The following is a 20,171-nucleotide window of genomic DNA, read 5'->3' on the forward strand; positions in this document are numbered from 1 at the left end:
GACCGGACAACCATGACGTCTTCGAAGTCAGACCGCGCCGAGGCCCTGCCGCAGGACCTGAGGGAAGCGCTCCGCCGCCGGCTCGCCGGACGGGCCGCCGGTACTCCCGGCACCCCCGGCGCCGCCGCCCCGCAGGGCATCCCGCGGGCGGACCGCACCCGGCCGCTGCCCCTGTCCTTCGCCCAGCAGCGCCTGTGGTTCCTGGACCGGCTGCGCCCCGGCGACCCGCGCTACAACAGCGCCGTCGCGCTGCGCCTGACCGGGACCCTCGACCACGCCGCGCTGTCCGGCGCGCTGGAGCACGTGGTGGAGCGGCACGAGGCGCTGCGCACCACGTTCCGGGAGACCGACGGCGCACCCGTGCAGACCGTGCACCCCGCCGGGTCGCTCCCGCTGCCCGTGAGGGACCTGACGGCCCCCGGCGACGGACCGGCCGACCTGGACGCGGTGCTGCTCGCCGAGTACGAGCGCCCCTTCGACCTGCACACCGGGCCGCTGCTGCGCGCCCTGCTGCTGCGGGAGTCGCCCGACGCGCACGTCCTGCTGCTGACGGCCCATCACATCGTCACCGACGGCTGGTCGATGGGCGTGCTGCTGCAGGAGCTGTGCGCCGCCTACGACGCCCTCGCGCGGGGCGAACGGCCCGCGCTGCCGCCGGTGGCCGCGCAGTACCCGGACTTCGCCGTCTGGCAGCGCGAGCGGCTGTCCGGGTCCCGGCTGGAACGGCGACTGGCGCACTGGAAGGAGCGGCTGTCCGGGGCGGTGGCGCCCGAGCTGCCGCTGGACCGGCCGCGCCGCGGCGAGGAGTCCGGCGCGGGCGCCGTGCACACCTTCACCGTCCCCGCGGCCACCACGGCCCGCCTCAAGCACCTCGCGGCCGAGCAGCACACCACCCTGTTCACCGCCCTGGTCGCCGCCTGCCAGGCCCTGCTGGCCCGCTGGTCCGGGCAGGACGACATCACCGTCGGCTCGCTGACCCCCGGACGCGGGCGCACCGACCTGGAGCGGGCCGTCGGGTTCTTCGTCGACACCGTCGTGCTGCGCACCCGCGTCGAGGCCGGAGGTTCCTTCCGCGAGCTGCTCGCCGCCGCCGCGGACACCGTCAACGACGCCTTCGCGCACGGCGACACGCCGTTCGAGCGGCTGGTGGAGGCCGTCGGTACGACCCGGGAGGCGGGCCGCAACCCCCTGTTCGACGTGATGGTCCTGCTGCACCCCGCGCCGCCCGCCGCACCCGACCCGCACGGCCTGGCCACCGCCCCGGTCGCCGTGCCCCGGCGGGCCGCCACGTTCGACCTGAGCGTGGAGTTCGTCCCGGACGGGGACGGGCTGACCGGTCTGCTGGAGTACCGCACCGACCTGTTCGACGCGGCCACCGCCGCACGCATGGCGGACCAGCTGCTGCGCGTCCTGGACGGCGCCACGGCCGCACCGGACCGGCCGCTGGGCGCCCTGCCCCTGCTCTCGCCCCGGCAGGAGCGGCAGGTCACGCGGGACTGGAACGCGACCGCGCGGCCCGTGCCCGAGGAGACCCTGCCCGAGCTGTTCGCACGGCAGGCCGCCCGCGCCCCGCACGTCACCGCCCTGGTCGCCGGGGACGTGACCCTGGACCACGCGACGCTCGACGCGCGCGCCGACCGGCTGGCCCGCCACCTGGTCGCGCGCGGCGCGGGCCCCGAGCGCCTGGTCGCCCTCCGGCTGCCGCGCACCGCCGACATGATCGTGGCGATCCTCGCCGTCTGGAAGGCCGGCGCCGGCTACCTGCCCCTGGACCCGGCGCTGCCCGAGGAACGGGTGCGGTTCCTGCTGGACGACGCGAGACCCGCGCTCGTCCTGGACGAGGCCGCGCTGCGGGACGTCCCCGACACGCCCTCCGGCGCACTGACGGCGCCGGACCCCGACACCACCGCCTACGTCATCTACACCTCCGGCTCCACCGGCCGCCCCAAGGGCGTGACCGTGACGCACCGGTCCCTGGCCAACCTCCTGGCGGGCCATCGCGAGGGCTTCGTCGCCGAGGCGGGCGGCGGGCCGCTGCGGGTGGCGCTGACGGCGTCGTTCTCCTTCGACACCTCGCTGGAGGGCGTGCTGCTGATGGCCGACGGCCACCCGCTGCACCTGGTCGACGAGACGACCCGGCTGGACGCCGCCGCACTGGTCGAGTACGTCGTCGGGCACCGCATCGACTTCCTCGACCTGACCCCCACCTACCTGCGCCAGCTGCTGCCCGCCGGACTGCTCACCGACCCGCGCCACCGCCCCCGGGTGCTGATGCTCGGCGGCGAGGCCGTCGGACCCGGCCTGTGGCGGGAGCTGGCGAACCGGCGGGACGTGGCCGCGTACAACTTCTACGGGCCCACCGAGTGCACGGTCGACGCCCTGGCCTGCCGCATCGAGGGCGACGGCCGCCCGACCGTCGGCCGGCCGCTGCCCAACGTGCGCGCCTACGTCCTCGACGACCGGCTCCAGCCCGTACCGCCCGGAGTCGGCGGCGAGCTGTACCTGGCCGGCGTGCAGCTGGCGCGCGGCTACACCGGCCGCCCGGGGCTGACCGCCGCACGGTTCCTGCCCGACCCGTTCGGCGAGCCCGGCGCCCGCATGTACCGCACCGGCGACCTGGCCCGCTGGACCGCCGACGGACGCCTGGACCACCTGGGGCGCGCCGACGACCAGGTCAAGGTGCGCGGCCACCGCATCGAGCCCGGCGAGGTCGAGGCGGCCCTGACCGACCAGCCCGCGATCGCCGCCGCCGCGGTCGTCGCCGTCACCGACCCGCACGGCCACACCCGGCTCGCCGCCTACCTCGTCCCCGCCGACCGCGAGGCGCCGCCCGCCGCCGCCGACGTGCGGGCGGCCTGCCGGCGCGTCCTGCCCGACCACATGGTGCCGTCCTCCTTCACCGTGCTCGACGCCCTGCCGACGACCGTCAGCGGCAAGGCCGACCGGCGTGCCCTGCCCGCCCCCGACCTCGACGGCGGCGAACGCGACCGGGAGTTCGTCGCCCCGCGCACCCCCGAGGAGGAGACCCTCGCCCGCATCTGGGCCGAGGTGCTGGGCGCGAGCCGGGTCGGCGCGACGGACAACTTCTTCGAGCTGGGCGGCGACTCCATCCTCAGCATCCAGGCCGTCTCCCGCGCCCGCGCGGCGGGCCTGAACCTGTCCTCGCGGGACGTCTTCCGCCACCAGACCGTCGCCGACCTCGCCGCCGCCGCGGCCCCGCGCACCGCCGACGCGCCCGCACCCCGGCCACCGCGCGAGGAGGGCCCGGCACCGCTGACGCCGGTCCAGGAGTGGTTCTTCGCCGCGCACGGCACGCACGGCACGCACGGCACGCACGCCACGCAGGGCCCGCTGCGGCACTTCAGCATGTCGATGCTGCTGGACCTGCCGTACGACCTGGACGAACAGGCCCTGGAGCGCGCCCTGGAGGCGCTGGTCGCCCACCACCCCGCGCTGCGCACCCGCTTCGCCCGCTCGGGGGACACCTGGCGCCAGCACCCCGGCGACGGCGACGGCCCGGTCACGGTCACCGGCCTGCTCACCCGCCACGACCTCTCCCGCGCCGCCGACACGAGAGCCGCCCGCGAGGAGGCCGCCGAAGCCGCCCGCGCCGCCCTCGACCCGGCCACCGGCACCCTGCTGCGCGCCGCCCTGCTGACCCGCTCCGGAGCGCGCCCCCAGCTCTTCCTGACCGCCCATCACCTGGCCGTGGACAGCGTCTCCTGGCGCATCCTCCTCGCCGACCTCGCCGAGGCCTACCGGCAGGCGGCCCGGGGCGACACGATCGCACTGGAACCCGTCCCCACGCCGTTCGCCGACTGGGCCGCGCACCTGGCCCGCCGGGTGCGCGCCGGCGACCTCGACACCGACCTGCCGCACTGGACGGCCGAGGCCGCCGAACCCCGTACCCCGCTGCCCGTGGACCGCCCCGGCACCCCCCTGGCCGGCTCGGTCCGCACCCTGCGCACCCGCGTGGACCGCGCCACCACCGGCGCCCTGCTGCGCCAGGTGCCCGCGGTCTACCGCACGCAGGTCAACGACGTGCTGCTCAGCGCGCTCGGCCGGGTCCTCGCCGACTGGACGGGCGCCGAGCGGGTGACCGTCGCCCTGGAGGGCCACGGCCGCGAGGACGACACGCTGGACCTGTCCCGCACGGTGGGCTGGTTCACCGCCCAGTACCCCGTCACCCTGGCGCCCGCCGGACCGTCCGGCGCGCCCGACTGGGGCGCCACTCTGAAGACGGTGAAGGAGCGCCTGCGGGCCGTCCCCCGGCACGGCCTGTCCTACGAGGCCCTGGCCCGCCTCGGCTCGCCCGACCCGGCTGCCCGCGCCCTGCGCGAGGTGCCGCTGCCGCAGATCAGCTTCAACTACCACGGCCAGTGGGAGGCCGGCGACGGGCGGGACTTCGCCCCGGCGGGCGAGGTGCCCGGCCGGGACATCGCCGCCGACGAGCCGCTGGACCACCTGCTGGACGTCTCCGCCGTGGTCGCCGGCGGCGAACTGGAGATCACCTGGCACTACAGCGACCAGGTGCACGACGAGGACACCGTCCGCACCCTCGCCGACGGCATGACCCGCGCGCTCGCCGCGATCGCCGAACACTGCGCCCAGCCGGGCGCGGGCGGCCGCACCCCGTCCGACTTCCCGCTGGCCCGCCTCGACCAGGACCGCCTGGACCGGCTGGTGGGCGACGGGCGGGACGTGGAGGACGTCCTGCCGCTGACCCCGCTCCAGGAGGGCATGCTCTTCCACCGGCTGGCCGGCGGCCCCGACGACGTCTACGTCGACCAGGCGGCGCTCCTGCTGGACGGCGTCGCCGACCCGCACGCCTTCGCCACGGCCTGGCAGCGCGTCACCGACCGCACACCCGCCCTGCGCACCTGCGTGGCCTGGGAGGACGTACCGGTGCCCCTCCAGGTCGTGCGCCGGGACGTACGGGTGCCGGTCACCCACCTCGACTGGCGGGACCTGGACGAGCCGGAGCGGGCCGAACGCCTCGCCCGGCTGCGGGCGGACGACCTGGCCCGCGGCATCGACCTCGCCGCCGCGCCCCTGATGCGGCTGACCATGGTCCGGTTGCCCGGCGCGCGGCTGCACCTGCTGTGGACCTCCCACCACCTGATCCTGGACGGCTGGAGCCTGGCCCAGGTGCTGACCGAGGTGTGCGAGGAGTACGCGGCCCTCACCGCCGGGACCGCGTACCGGCCGCCGGTACGGCGCCCCTTCGGCGACTACGTGCGCCGGCTCGCCGAGCAGGCCCCGGGCGACGCCCGCGCGCACTGGCGGGGCGTCCTCGCCGGCTTCGCCGCCCCCACCCCGCTGCCCGCCGACCGCCCCCTGCGCGAGGCCCACCTGGCCCGCTCAGCGGACGTGCACGTGTCCGGCCTGGACGAGGAGACGTCGGCCCGGCTGGCGCGCACCGCACGCGAGGCCGGACTCACCCTCAACACGGTCGTGCAGGGCGCCTGGGCGCTGCTGCTGGCCCGCTACGCCGCCGAGGACGACGTGGTGTTCGGCACCACCGTCTCCGGGCGGCCCGACGACCTGCCCGGCGTGGAGTCGATGGTCGGCATGTTCATCAACACCGTGCCCACCCGGGTACGCGTCGACGCCGGGCGCCCGGCCCGCGCGTGGCTGCGGGAACTCCAGGACGCCCAGGCCGAGTCCAGACGGTTCGCGGCCGTGTCGCTGGCCGAGCTGACCCGGCTGAGCGACGTGCCGTCCGGCAGCCCGCTCTTCCACAGCATGGTCGCCTTCGAGAACTACCCCTTCGACGAGGCCCGCACGGCCGGCTCCGGGGTGCGCCTGACCGAGGTGACCTCCCGCGACGCCACCAACTACCCGCTCGTCCTGCGCGCCCACCACGGCGACCGCCTCGGCTTCGACCTCGCCTACGACCCCGCCCTGTTCGACGCGGAGACCGTCCGCTCGCTCGCCGGCCGGCTGTGCCTGCTGCTCACCGGGCTGGCCGACGCCCTCGACCGGCCGCTGCGCGCCCTGCCCTGGACGACGGCCGGGGAACGGCGGCGGATGCTCACCGACTGGAACGGCACCGCACAGGGCCGCCCGGACCGGACCCTGGTGGACCTGTTCGAGGCGCAGGCCGCCCGCACGCCCGGCGCCACCGCCGTCACCTGCGGCACCGAGCACCTGGACTACGCGACGCTCGACGCCCGCGCCGGCCGGCTCGCCCACCGGCTCGCCGAACTCGGCGCCGCGCCCGAGCGGTTCGTCGCCCTCGCCCTGCCCCGCTCCTGCGACCAGGTCGTCGCGATCCTTGCCGTGCTGAAGACCGGCGCGGCCTATCTGCCGGTCGACCCGCAAGCGCCCGCCGAACGCCTCGCCCACCTCCTCGCCGACGCCGCCCCGGTGACGCTGGTGACCACGGCCGGCCCGGCGGCGAAGGCCGACGGCACCGGCGTGCCCGTCCTCCTCCTGGACGACCCGGACACCGGGGCCGACCTCGCCCGCCGCCCGGCCTCCGGTCCCGTCCCGGCCCGCCGGCCGCTGCCGGAGAGCCCCGCCTACGCCATCTACACCTCCGGCTCCACCGGCCGCCCCAAGGGCGTGGTGATCCCGCACGCCAACGTGGTGCGGCTGTTCACCCGCACGAGCCACTGGTTCGGCTTCGGCGCGGACGACGTGTGGACGATGTTCCACTCCTACGCGTTCGACTTCTCCGTGTGGGAGCTGTGGGGCCCGCTGCTGCACGGCGGCCGGCTCGTGGTCGTGCCCGACGAGACCGCCCGCTCCCCGGAGGACTTCCTGCGCCTGCTGGCGGACGAGCAGGTCACCGTCCTCAACCAGACGCCGTCCGCGTTCTACCCGCTGATCCGCGCCGACGCCGAACACCTGGAGGTCGGCGCGCGTCTCGCCCTGCGCACGGTGGTCTTCGGCGGCGAGGCCCTGGACACCGCCCGGCTCACCGACTGGTGGGCCCGCCACCCGGCCGACGCCCCGCGGCTGGTCAACATGTACGGCATCACCGAGACCACCGTGCACGTCACCCACGCCCCGCTCGACCCCGCCACCGGCGACGGCGGCCCCGCCAGCCCCATCGGCACGGCCATGCCCGACCTGCGGGTGTACGTGCTCGACGCGGACCTGGCACCCGTGCCGCCCGGCGCGACCGGCGAGCTGTACGTGGCGGGCGAGGGCCTGGCCCGCGGCTATCTGGGCCGCCCCGGCCTCACCGCCACCCGCTTCCTCGCCGACCCCTTCGGACCGGCCGGCACCCGCATGTACCGCACGGGCGACCGGGCGAAGTGGCGGGCCGACGGCACCCTGGAGTACCTGGGCCGCGCGGACGCCCAGGTGAAGATCCGCGGCTACCGCATCGAACCCGGCGAGATCGAGGCGGCCCTGCACACCCATCCCGGTGTCGCCGAGGCCGCGGTCGGCGTGTTCGAGGACGCCGCCGGGACGCGGAGGCTCGTGGCGCACGTCGTCGGCTCCGGCGGTACGGCCCCCGCGGCGGCCGGACTCCGCGCCCACCTGGAGCGCCTGCTGCCCGCCCACATGGTGCCCGCCGCCTACGTGCCGATGGACGCGCTGCCGCTCACCGTCAACGGCAAGCTCGACCGGCGCGCGCTGCCCGCGCCGGGACCGGACGGCTACGCCGCTGGCCCCGACCGGACCCCGCCGCGCACACCCGCCGAACGTGCGGTGGCCGCCGCCTGGGCGGACGTGCTGGGAGTGGGGGAGGTGCACGCCGGTGACGACTTCTTCGCGCTCGGCGGCGACTCCATCCTCGCCGTCCGCGTCACCGCCCGGCTGCGCGCCGCGTTCGGCCCCGGCGTCTCCCCGAGGCTGCTGTTCACCCGTCCCACGGTGGCCGCCCTCGCCGCCGAACTCGGCGAACCGGCCGGTGAACCGGCGGCCGGTGAGGCGTCCGACCCGCGGGCCGGTGACGCGTCCGTCCCGCCGGCCGACGCGATACCGGCGACCGGCCCCGGGACCCCGGCGCCGCTGTCGTACGCCCAGCAGCGCCTGTGGTTCCTCGACCGGTTCGAGCCCGGCGGCACCGAGTACACGACGCTGTCCGTGCTCCGCCTGCGCGGACCGCTCGACACCGGCGCCCTGAGCACCGCGCTGGACGGCCTGGTCGCCCGGCACGAATCACTGCGCACCACCTTCGCCGAAGCCGAACAGGACGGCCGGGTACGGCAGGTGGTCAACCCGCCGTACCGGGTCGACCTGCCCGTGGAGGACCTCGTCACGGCCCCGGACCCGCGGGCGGCGCTCGACGCGCTGCTGGAGCGCGAGGCCGCCACGCCCTTCGACCTGGCGGCCGGGCCGCTGCTGCGCGCCCGGCTGGCCCGCACGGCCGACGGCGAGCACGGCGGACACGGCGAGCACGGCGGACACGGCGAGCACGACGGACACGAAGAGCACGACGGACACGACGGACACGACGAACACGACGAACACGACGAGCACGTCCTCGTCCTCGCCGTCCACCACATCGTCACCGACGGCTGGTCGCTCGGCGTCCTCGGCCGGGACCTGGGCGAGCTGTACACGGCGGCCCACGAGGGCCGCCGCCCCGACCTGCCCGCGCTGCCCGTCCGGTACGCCGACCACGCCGCCTGGCAGCGCGCCCGCGCCGACGACGTCGAGCGGCAGCTCGCCCACTGGCGCGAGGTGCTGGACGGCGTCCCCCCGCTGGAGCCGCCGACCGACCGGCCGCGTCCAGCCGTACGCACCCGGGACGGCGCGCTGGTGACCTTCACCCTGCCTGCCGGGCTGACCGGCCGACTGCGCGAGCGGGCCCGGGAGGCCGACGCCACCCTGTACATGACCCTGCTGACCGCCTGCACGGCCCTGCTGTCCCGCTGGGCCGACCAGGACGACTTCGCCGTCGGCACCGTCACCGCGGGCCGGGAGCGCCCCGAACTGCACGACGTGGTCGGCATGTTCGTGAACACGCTGGTGCTGCGCAACCGGGTGCGCCCCGGCACGACGTTCCGCGCGCTGCTGGAGCAGGTGCGCGGCACCGTCCTGGACGCCTTCGCCCACCAGGACGTGCCCTTCGAGCGGCTGGTGGACGCCCTCCAGCCCGAGCGGGACACCAGCCGCACCCCCCTGTTCCAGGTCATGGTCGCCCTGCACAACCTGGGCGCCCAGGCCCCCGCGCTCCCGGACCTGGACGTCGAGCCGGTCCTGCCGCCGGTCCGGCACGCCACGTTCGACCTGGCCTTCGACTTCGTGGAGGGCGACGACGGCGTCACCGGCCACCTGGAGTACGACACCGCCCTGTTCGACGAGGACACCGTCCGCGGCCTGGCCGACCGTCTGCGGCTGCTGCTGGAGGCCGCCGCACAGGACCCCGACCGGGACGTGCGGGCACTGGAGCTGATGACCGACGCCGAGCGGCGCCGGGTGCTCCACGACTGGCAGGGGCCCCGGCTCACGGTGCCGGAGACCACCTTCCCCGCCCTGTTCGAGGCCCAGGCCGCCCGCACCCCGCACGCCACCGCCCTGGTGGCCCGGGACGCCACGCTCGGCTTCGCCGCCCTCAACGAGCGCGCCAACCGGCTCGCCCACCACCTCCTCGCCCAGGGCGTCGGTCCCGAGCGGGTGGTCGCCGTACGGCTGCCGCGCACCTCTGACCTGATGGTGGCGGTGCTCGCCGTCGCCAAGGCCGGCGGCACCCTCCTCTGCCTGGACCCCGGCCTGCCCGAGGAACGCGTCGCCCACCTCCTCGCGGACGCGGCCCCGCACACCGTGCTGACCGCCGCCGCCCTGCGCGGCACACCGTGGGACCGGCTGCCCGCCCACGACCCCACCGACCGCGACCGCCCGGCCCCGCTGCGCCCGGACCACGCCGCCTACATCGTCTACACCTCCGGCTCCACCGGCCGCCCCAAGGGCGTCGTCGTCGCACACCGCCACCTGGTCAACCTCTGCCACGACCACCGCGAAGGGCTCGTCGCCCCGCACACCGCGGACGGGGCGCGGCTGCGCGCCGCGCTGAGCGCCTCGTTCTCCTTCGACACCTCCTGGGAGGGGCCGCTGCTGCTCACCCTCGGGCAGGAGGTCCACCTGATCGACGAGGACGTGCGCCTGGACCCGGACGCGTTCTGCGCCCAGGTCGCCGAAAGCCGCCTCGACCTGGTGAACGTCACCCCGTCCTTCCTGCGCGAACTCACCGCCGCCGGGCTCCTCGCGCCCGGCCGCCACCACCCGCGCGTCCTGCTGGTCGGCGGCGAGGCGACGGGCCCGGACACCTGGCGGGAGCTGTGCGCCGCCGCCGGCCTCGGCGTCACCGCGTACAACATGTACGGGCCCACCGAGTGCACCGTCGACGCCACCTACGGGCGGTGCGCCGACCATCCGGACCGGCCGGTCATCGGGCGCCCCGGCCGCAACCTGCGCGCCTACGTCCTGGACGGCGCCCTGCGCCCGGTGCCGCCCGGTGTGCCCGGCGAGCTGTACCTGGCCGGCGCGCAGGTGGCCCGCGGCTATCTCAACCGGCCCGGCCTGACCGCGTCGCGGTTCCTCGCCGACCCGTTCGGCGCGCCGGGGGAGCGGATGTACCGCACCGGCGACCGCGCCCGCTTCACCGCGCGAGGACTGCTGGAGTTCCTGGGCCGCGCCGACGAACAGATCAAGATCCGCGGCTTCCGGATCGAACCCGGCGAGGTCGAGGCCGCGCTGGTCGCCCACCCGGACGTGTCCGAGGCCGTGGTGACGGCACGCGAACACGCGGGCCGCCTGATGCTCGTGGGGTACTTCGTGCCCGCCGGGGACACCGTCCCGGCCGCCGACGCACTGCGCCTCGCGCTCCGGCGCACCCTGCCGGACCACATGGTGCCCGCCGCGTTCGTCCCGCTGGCGCGGATCCCGCGCACCAGCAGCGGCAAGACCGACCGGCGCGCCCTGCCCGCCCCGCCCGCGCAGCCGGACGCCGCCACGGCGTACGTGGCACCGCGCCCCGGCACCGAGGAGACGCTGGCCGCGATCTGGGCGGACGTCCTGCACGTCGAACGGGTGGGCGCGCGGGACAACTTCTTCTCGCTCGGCGGCGACTCCATCCTCAGCATCCAGATCGTCTCCCGGGCCCGCCGGGCCGGACTGGCGCTGACCACCAAGGACGTCTTCCGCCACCAGACCGTCGCCGAACTCGCCCTCCGCGTCACCGGGACGACGGCCCCCGCCGCGGCGGACACGGCCCCGCCCGCCGAGGCGCCGCTCACGCCCGTCCAGCGCTGGTACCTCGACGGCCGCCACCCCGGCGACCCGCTGCGCTTCACCATGTCGCAGCGGATCGAACTGGCCCCCGGAACCGACCCGTCCGTCCTGCGCACGGCCGTCGACGCCCTGGTCCGCCACCATCCGGCCCTGCGCACCCGCTTCTCCCGCACCGACGACGGCTGGCGCCAGGAACTCCTGCCGGACGTCCCGGACGGCGTCCTCACCCACCACGACGTGACCGGCCTGGACGGCCCCGCGCTGGAGGCCGAGGCACGACGCGCGGCGGACGCGGCCCGGGCGTCCCTGGACCCGACCGAAGGCAGGGTGGCGCGCGTCCTGCTCTTCGACCGCGGCCCCGGCCTGCCCGCACAACTCCTCTTCACCGTCCACCACCTGGTCGTCGACGGCGTCTCCTGGCGGATCCTGCTGGCCGACCTGGAGACCGCCCACCGCCACGCCGCCGAGGGACGGCCCGTCGACCTGCCCCCGGCCACCACCGCGTACGGGCACTGGGCGGCCCGGCTGGAGACGCACACCCGCTCCGGCGCCCTGGACGGCGACCTCCCGTACTGGAAGCGCACCGCGGCGGCCCCTGCGGACCTGCCCGCGGGCCGGCCCGGCCCCAACACGTACGGCACCGCCGCCACGGTCACCGTGGAGCTGGAGCCGGAGACCACCGAGGCCCTGCTGCGCCGGGTCCCGGAGGTCTACCGCACCCAGGTCAACGACGTCCTGCTCAGCGCCCTCGGCCGCACCCTGGCCCGCTGGTGCGGGCGCGACACCGTACTGGTCGGCGTGGAGGGCCACGGCCGCGAGGACCTCTTCGACGACCTGGACCTGACCCGTACGGTCGGCTGGTTCACCGCCGAGTTCCCCCTCGCGCTGAGCGTCGACCCGGACGCGGGCTGGCACGACACCCTGCGCTCGGTGAAGGAGCAGCTGCGCGCGGTGCCCCGGCACGGCCTGAGCCACGGCGCGCTGCGCCACCTGCTGCCCGGCAGCCCGCTCGCGGGCGCCCCATCGCCGCAGGTCGGCTTCAACTACCACGGCCGGTGGGACGCCGGCGGCGACAGCGACGGCCTGTACGGCGCCGCCCTGCCCCCGGCCGGCTCCGACACCGACCCCGACGCACCCCGCCCCTACCTGCTGGACGTCACCGGCGTGGTCCAGGACGGCAGGCTCGAACTCGGCTGGACCTATCCGCCGGCCGTCTACGACGAGTCCGCCGTCCGCGGACTCGCCGACGACATGTGCGCGGCGCTGCGCGACATCGCGGCCCACTGCGCCCGCCCCGACGCGGGCGGCCGCACCCCGTCCGACTTCCCGCTCGCCGGACTCGGCCAGGAGGAGCTGGACCGCCTGGTGGGCGACGGCCGGCACGTGGCGGACGTCCTGCCGCTGACGCCCCTCCAGGCCGGCATGGTCTTCCACGGCCTGGTGGACACGGCGGGCGCCTACTTCGACCGGACGGCCGTACGACTGTCCGGGGTGGCCGACCCGCGGGCCTTCGCCGCCGCCTGGCAGCAGGTCGCCGACCGCACCGAGGCCCTGCGCACCAGCGTCCACTGGCAGGGCCTGCCACACCCGGTCCAGGTCGTCCACGAGCACGTGGAACTGCCCGTCACCCACCTGGACTGGCGGCATCTGACGCCCGGGCAGCGCGAGCGGGAGACCGAGGCGCTGCTGGCCGCCGACCGCGCGGCGGGCATGGACCTCACCACCGCGCCCCTCACCCGCATCACCCTGGCCGCGCTGCCCGGCGACGAAATCCTGCTGCTGTGGTCCGCCCACCACCTGATCCTGGACGGCTGGAGCACCGGGCAGCTGCTCACCGAGGTGTGCGAGCGCTACGCGGCGCTCACCGGCGGCCGCGAGGCCCCCGTACCGGTCCGGCGCCCGTTCTCCGACTTCCTGCGCTGGCTGCACGAGCAGGACGCGAACGCGGCCGAGGCGTACTGGACGGACACCCTCGCCGGTTTCCGGGCCCGCACCCCGCTGCCCTACGACCGCACACCGGCCGAGGCGCACCGTGCCCGCGCCGCCGCCACGGTGCGCCGGGAGCTGGACGAGCGCCTGTCGGCGCGGTTGCGGGAGACGGCGGCACGGGCCGGGCTGACGGTGAACACCGTGGTCGAGGGCGCCTGGGCGCTGCTGCTGGCCCGTCACGGCGGACGCGACGACGTCGTGTTCGGCACCACCGTCTCCGGCCGGCCGGCCGAACTGCCGGGCGTGGAGTCGATGATCGGCATGTTCATCAACACCGTGCCCACCCGGATCCGCGTCACGGGCGGGCCGGTGGCGCCCTGGCTGCGGGAGGTGCAGGAGCGGCAGAGCGACGCCCGCCGCTTCGACTTCCTCGCGCTGCCCCGCATCCAGGCACTGAGCGAGGTCCCGGCGGGCGAGGCGCTGTTCGACAGCATGGTGGTGTTCGAGAACTACCCCGTCGACGAGTCCGCCACGGCCCGCACGGGCGTGCACGTCGAGGAGGTGCGGGCCGACGACGCGCCGACCTTCCCGCTGTGCCTGCGCGCCCACCTCGGCGACCGGCTCGGCATCGACCTCGCCTACGACGCCGGCCTGTTCGACGCGGACACGGCCGAACGCCTCGCGGCCCGGGTCGTGGCCGCCCTGACCGCCCTCGCCGACGGCATCGGGGCGGACGCGGACGTGACCGGCCCGGAGCTGCTGACCGAGGACGACCGCGCCCTGCTCCGCCGGTGGAACGCTCCCGCCCGGCCGACGGTGCCGCGCAGCCCCGTCGACCTCTTCGCCGAGCAGGCCCGCCGTACCCCCGACGCACCCGCCCTGCGCCACGGCGACACGGAGCTGACGTACCGTCAGCTCGACGACTGGTCCGGCGCCGTGGCGTCCCGGCTCCTCGCCGGCGGCCTGCGGGCCGAGGACCGGGTGGCGCTGCCGATGGACCGCCGCGCCGAACTCGTCGTCGCCCAGCTCGCCGTCCTCAAGGCGGGCGGCGCCTACGTGCCGGTGGACGTCCGCGCCCCCGAGGAGCGGCGCCGCTCGCTGCTCGGGCGGGCGGGCGCGACGGCGGAGCTGACCGCCGCGGACGTCGCCGCCGCCCGCACCCCCGTGCCGGGCGCGCCCGTGGCCGTCCCCGCGGACGCCGACCGGCTGGCGTACGTGATGTTCACCTCCGGGTCGACCGGCGAGCCCAAGGTGGTCGCGGTGCGCCACCGCGACGTGGCCGCCCTCGCCACCGACGGCCGTTTCACCGGCGGGGTGTGCGAGCGGGTGCTGCTGCATTCCCCGGTGGCCTTCGACGCCGCCACCTTCGAGGTGTGGGCGCCCCTGCTCAACGGCGGCTGCGTGGTCGTGGCACCGCCCCGGCCCGTGGACGCGGCGCTGCTGCGGGACCTGGCCCGCGACGGCGGCCTGAGCGCGCTGTGGCTGACCGCGGGCCTCTTCCGGCTGCTGGCGCAGGACGCGCCGGACTGCTTCGCCGGGCTGCGCCAGGTGTGGACCGGCGGCGACGTGGTGCCCGCCGCGGCGGTGCGCCGGGTGCTGTCCGCCTGCCCCGGCCTGACCGTCGTGGACGGCTACGGCCCCACCGAGACGACGACGTTCGCGACGTCCTTCGCGCTCACCGACGCGACGGCCGTCCCCGGCACGGTGCCCATCGGCCGTCCGCTCGACGACATGCGGGTGCACGTCCTCGACGGCCGGCTGCGGCCCGTGCCGCCGGGCTGCGCCGGCGAGCTGTACCTCGCCGGCGAGGGCGTGGCCCGCGGCTATCTGGGCCGTCCCGGCGACACCGCCGCCCGCTTCCTCGCCGATCCCGCCGGACCGCCCGGTACCCGTATGTACCGCACCGGCGACCTGGCCCGCCGCCGCCCCGACGGCACGGTGGAGTTCCTGGGCCGCGCCGACGACCAGGTGAAGATCCGCGGTTTCCGCGTCGAACCCGGCGAGGTGGAGGCGGCCCTCGCGGCGCACCCGGACGTCGCGGACGTGGCGGTGGTGGCCCGCGAGGACCGGCCCGGCAGCCGGCGCCTGGTGGCCTACGTGGTCGGCCCCGAGGACCTCACGGCCGTAACCGAGTCCGTCACGCGCTCGCTCCCCGACTACCTGGTCCCCTCGGCGTTCGTCGCCCTGCCCGCGCTGCCGCTCAGCGGCAACGGCAAGGTCGACCGGGCCGCGCTCCCGGCGCCGGAGGATCCCGGCGGGGACCGGGCGCCGACCGCGCCGCGCACCGACGCCGAGCGGCGCACCGCCGGAGTCTTCGCGGAGGTCCTCGCCATGCAACAGCCCGGTGTGGAGGACGACTTCTTCCAGCTGGGCGGCGACTCCATCCTCAGCATCCGGCTGGCCGCCCGCCTGTCCGAGGCGTTCGGCACCGACCTGTCGCCGCGCGCGGTGTTCACCCACCCCACCCCCGCCGCCCTCGCCGCCCTGCTCACCGCGGGCCCGTCCGGCGACGCCGCGCCCACCGCGATCGTCCCCGTCCCACGGGACACGCCCGCCCCGATGTCGTACGCCCAGCAGCGCCTGTGGTTCCTGGAGGAGTTCGCGCCGGGCAGCGGCGAGTACGTCACCGCGCTGGCCCTGCGGCTGCGCGGCCGGCTCGACGTGTCCGCCCTCACCGCGGCCCTGAGCGCCCTGGCCGAGCGGCACGAGGCGCTGCGCACCACCTTCGACGCGGTGGACGGCCACGGCGTGCAGATCGTCCACCCCGCGCAGGACATGCCCCTGCTGCTGCACGACCTGTCGTCCCTGGCGGAGTCCGACCGCGCGGCCCGGCTGGAGGAGCTGCTGGCGGCCGAGCGCGCCCGCGTCTTCGACCTGCGGCGCGGCCCGCTCATGCACGCGGGGCTGATCCGGCTCGCGGACGACGAGCACGTCATGACGCTGACCCTGCACCACATCGTCACCGACGGCTGGTCCACCGGAGTGCTCACCGGCGACCTCGCCCACTTCTACCGGAAGGAACTGGGCGCGGCCGAGGGGCAGCTGCCGCCGCTGCCGGTGCAGTACGCCGACTATGCCCACTGGCAGCGCGGCGGCGGCACGGGCGACACGGACGACCACCTCGCGTACTGGAAGGAGCACCTGGCCGGTCTGGAGACGCTGGACCTGCCCACCGACCGGCCGCGCCCGGCGGTACGCACCCACGACGGCGCCGCCGTGCGCCTCGTCCTGCCGCGCGACACGACCCGCCGCCTCGTCCAGGCGGGCCGGGACCGGCAGGCCACCCTGTTCACCACGCTGGTCGCCGCCGCGCAGACCTATCTGGCCCGGCTGACCGGCGGCCGGGACATCACCGTCGGCACGGTCACCTCCGGCCGCGACCGCGCCGAGACCCAGAACCTCGTCGGGTTCTTCGTCAACACCCTCGTGCTGCGCTCCCGCGTCGAACCCGACCGCCCCTTCCCCGAGTTCCTCACCGACGTACGCGCGACCGTCCTGGACGCCTTCGCCCACCAGGAGGCGCCGTTCGAGCGGGTGGTGGACGAGGTGCAGCCGGTCCGCGACACCAGCCGCACCCCCCTGTTCCAGGTGATGGTGGTGCTGCAGAACGCCCCGGCCGCCGGTCTCGACCTGCCCGGCGTCGAGGTCACCGACGTCGACACCGACCTGCGGCACGCGGCGTTCGACCTCACCCTGGAGTTCGCCGAGACCGACGCCGGGGAACTGCACGGCCTGCTCACCTACAACACCGACCTGTTCGACGCGGCCACCGCCGAACGGATGGCCGACCAGCTCGGCACGCTCCTGACCGCCGTCGCCGACGACCCCGACCGGCCCCTGGGCGCCCTGCCGCTCGCCACCGACGAGACCCTCGAAACCGTCCTCGACCAGGGACGCGGCACCGCCCGCCCGGTCCCGGCGGCGACCCTGCCGGAGCTGTTCGAACGGCAGGCCGCCCGCACGCCCGACGCCGTGGCCCTGGCCGACGCCGACGGCCGCGAGCTGACGTACGCCGAGGTGGAGCGCGCCGCCAACCGGCTGGCGCACCGGCTCATCGCCCGGGGTGTGGGACCGGAGCGGATCGTCGCGCTGGCCCTGCCCCGCGGTGCGGAGACGGTGGTGGCGCAGCTCGCCGTGGCGAAGGCGGGCGGCGCCTTCCTGCCGGTCGACCCGGACTACCCCGAGCGGCGGCGGGAGTTCATGCTGCGCGACGCGGGCGCCCTGCTCGTCCTGGACGACCCCGCCGCCGTACGGGACGCGGACGGGCCCGAGACCGCGCCCACGGACGCCGACCGCACGGCCCCGCTGACCGTCGCCCACCCGGCGTACGTGATCTACACGTCCGGTTCCACCGGCACCCCCAAGGGAGTGACGGTGACGCACAGCGGTCTGGCCGCCTTCGCCGCGGCCGCCACCGACCGCTACGACGCGGGCCCCGGCGACCGGGTCCTGCAGTTCGCCTCGCCCAGCTTCGACGCCTCCGTGCTGGAGCTGTGCGTGTCCCTGCTGAGCGGGGCCACCCTGGTCACCGGGGAGGAGGGCCCGCTCGTCGGGGAGCGGCTCGCCGAGGTCCTCGCCGGGCGGCGCATCAGCCACACGCTGATCCCGCCCGCCGCCCTGGCCACGGTCGACCGCGAGAGTGCCGACGCCCTGCCGCACCTGCGCACCCTCATCGTGGGCGCCGAGGCCTGCCCGGCCCACCTCGTGGAGCGGTGGGCACCCGGCCGACGCATGATCAACTCCTACGGCCCGACCGAGGCCACCGTCGTCGCCACCTGGACCGGCCCCCTCGCCCCGGGCACGGGCGCCCCGCCGATCGGCCGCCCGGCCGGCGCCACCCGCGTCCACGTCCTCGACGCCGCCCTGCGCCCCGTCCCGCCCGGCGTCACCGGCGAGCTGTACGTGGCCGGACCCGGACTGGCCCGCGGCTATCTGCACCGCCCCGGCCTGACCGCCTCCCGTTTCGTCGCCGACCCGTTCGGCGCGCCGGGGGAGCGGATGTACCGCACCGGCGACCTGGCCCGCTGGGACTCCTGTGGCGAACTGCGCTTCGCCGGACGCGCCGACGACCAGGTCAAGCTGCGCGGCTTCCGCATCGAGCCCGGGGAGATCGAGAGCGCGCTGCGGCGCAGCCCGCGGGTGCGGGACGCGGTGGTCACCGTACGCGGCGGCGGGAGCGACCCGGACGGCCGGTCCGGGGGACGGCTCGTGGCCTACGTGGTGCCCGACGGGGGCACCGCGGAGGAGCTGCCGGTGCCGGAACTGCGCGACCACCTCGCCGGACTGCTGCCGCCGCACATGGTCCCGTCGGCGTTCGTCCCGCTGGAGCGCCTGCCGCTCACCCCGAACGGCAAGACCGACCGCGCCGCCCTGCCCGAACCCGGCCCCGCGCACACCGCCGCCGGGCCGCGCACGGCACCGCGCACCGACACCGAACGCCGTGTCGCCCGCATCTGGGCCGACGTCCTCGGCGTGGCGGACGTCGGCGCGCACGACAACTTCTTCCACCTCGGCGGCGACTCCGTCCTCAGCATGCAGGTCGTCTCCCGGCTGCGGCGGGACGGACTGCACCTGGCCACCCGCGACCTGTTCACCCACCAGACGGTCGCCGAGCTGGCCGCCGTCGTCACCGACGCGCCCCGGCACTCCGGGGACGGGGACGGCCCGGTGAGCGGGGAGGTGCCGCTCACGCCCATCCAGGAGTGGTTCCTGACCGGCCCGCGCGCCAGCCACGGCCACTTCAACCAGTCGCTGCTGCTGGAGCTCGGCACCGACCCGGACCCCGCCGCCCTGGAAACGGCCCTGAACGCCCTGCTCGACCACCACGACGCCCTGCGCATGCGCTTCACCGAGGACACCGGGACCCCGGCCGGCTGGCGCCAGTTCGACCCGCCGCCGTCCGACACCGACCGCGACGGGCTCCTGACCCGCCACGACCTGAGCGGGCTGACCCCCGCCGAGGCCGACGCGGCGATGGCGAAGGCCGCCGACGACCTGCACACCGGATTCGTCCTGGCGCGCGGTCCGCTGCTGCGGGCGGCTCTGTTCACCGGCGGCACCGGCCGGCCCGCCTTCCTCCTCCTGGTCGCCCATCACCTGGTGGTGGACGCCGTGTCCTGGCGCATCCTCCGTGACGACCTGGAGACCGCCCACCGGCAGGCCGCCCGGGGCGAGCCGGTCGCGCTGGGCGACCGCACCACCTCCTTCCGCGACTGGGCCCGGGGCCTCGCCGCGCACGTCGCGTCCGGCGCCCTCGACGAGGAACTGCCGTACTGGGAGCGGGCGGTGAACGCGGAGCCCCTGCCGGCCGGGATCCCGGCCGGACCGGAGACGGATGTCGTCGGCACCCTCGCCGTCGAACTGGACGAGGAGGACACCGAGGCGCTGCTGCGTGCCGCGCCGACCGCCTACCGCACCCGCGTCAACGACGTGCTGCTCGCCGCCCTGGCCCTGGCCCTGGCCCGCTGGACCGGCCGCGAGGAGGTCCGCCTCGACCTGGAGGGCCACGGCCGCGAGGACGTCCTCGACGACGTGGACCTCTCCCGTACGGTCGGCTGGTTCACCACCGTCCACCCCGTCGCCCTCCAGGTGCCCGAACCCGCGGACCTCGGCCCCGCCCGGGACTGGCGGGCCCTGGTGAAGTCGGTGCGCCGCCAGCTGCGCGCCGTGCCCGGCAACGGCCTGGGCTTCGGCGCGCTGCGCACCTTCGGCCCGCCCGAGGTGCGCGAGCGGCTCGGCCGGGCCGCGCACGGACAGGTCGTCTTCAACTACCTGGGCCAGTGGGACGCCCGCCCGGAGAACTCCGCCGACGCGGGCCTGGTGCGCGCCGAGCACGGCTCGTTCGGACAGCACCACGATCCACGTGACGGCGGCTCCCACCCGCTGGAGGTCGTCGGCGCGGTGCAGGGCGGCCGGCTCTCCTTCACCTGGCACCACCGGCCCGCCCTGCACGCCACGGACACCGTGCGACGTGTCGCGGAGGACTTCGCCGAGGCCCTGCGCCACATCGCCCGCTACGCCCGGGACAACCGGTGACGCCCCGCCCCGCG

General features: G+C 76.4%; 1 protein-coding gene. It reads left to right on the forward strand.

All coding sequences use genetic code 11. The annotated features are described in order from the left end of the window. The first annotated feature begins 12 nt into the window (after positions 1 to 12). Positions 13 to 20,157 (forward strand): non-ribosomal peptide synthase/polyketide synthase, encoded by a 20,145-nt coding sequence (locus tag IEZ04_RS31805; protein WP_189220449.1) that lies wholly within the window; start codon positions 13 to 15, stop codon positions 20,155 to 20,157. Positions 20,158 to 20,171: the final 14 nt, after the last annotated feature.

Source organism: Streptomyces ruber, assembly GCF_014648075.1.
Lineage (GTDB): Bacteria > Actinomycetota > Actinomycetes > Streptomycetales > Streptomycetaceae > Streptomyces > Streptomyces ruber.

What these genes read in the sequence shown, in the direction of transcription:
- IEZ04_RS31805 (WP_189220449.1), top strand. Translation starts at nt 13, where the DNA reads ATGACGTCTTCGAAGTCAGACCGCGCCGAGGCCCTGCCGCAGGACCTG.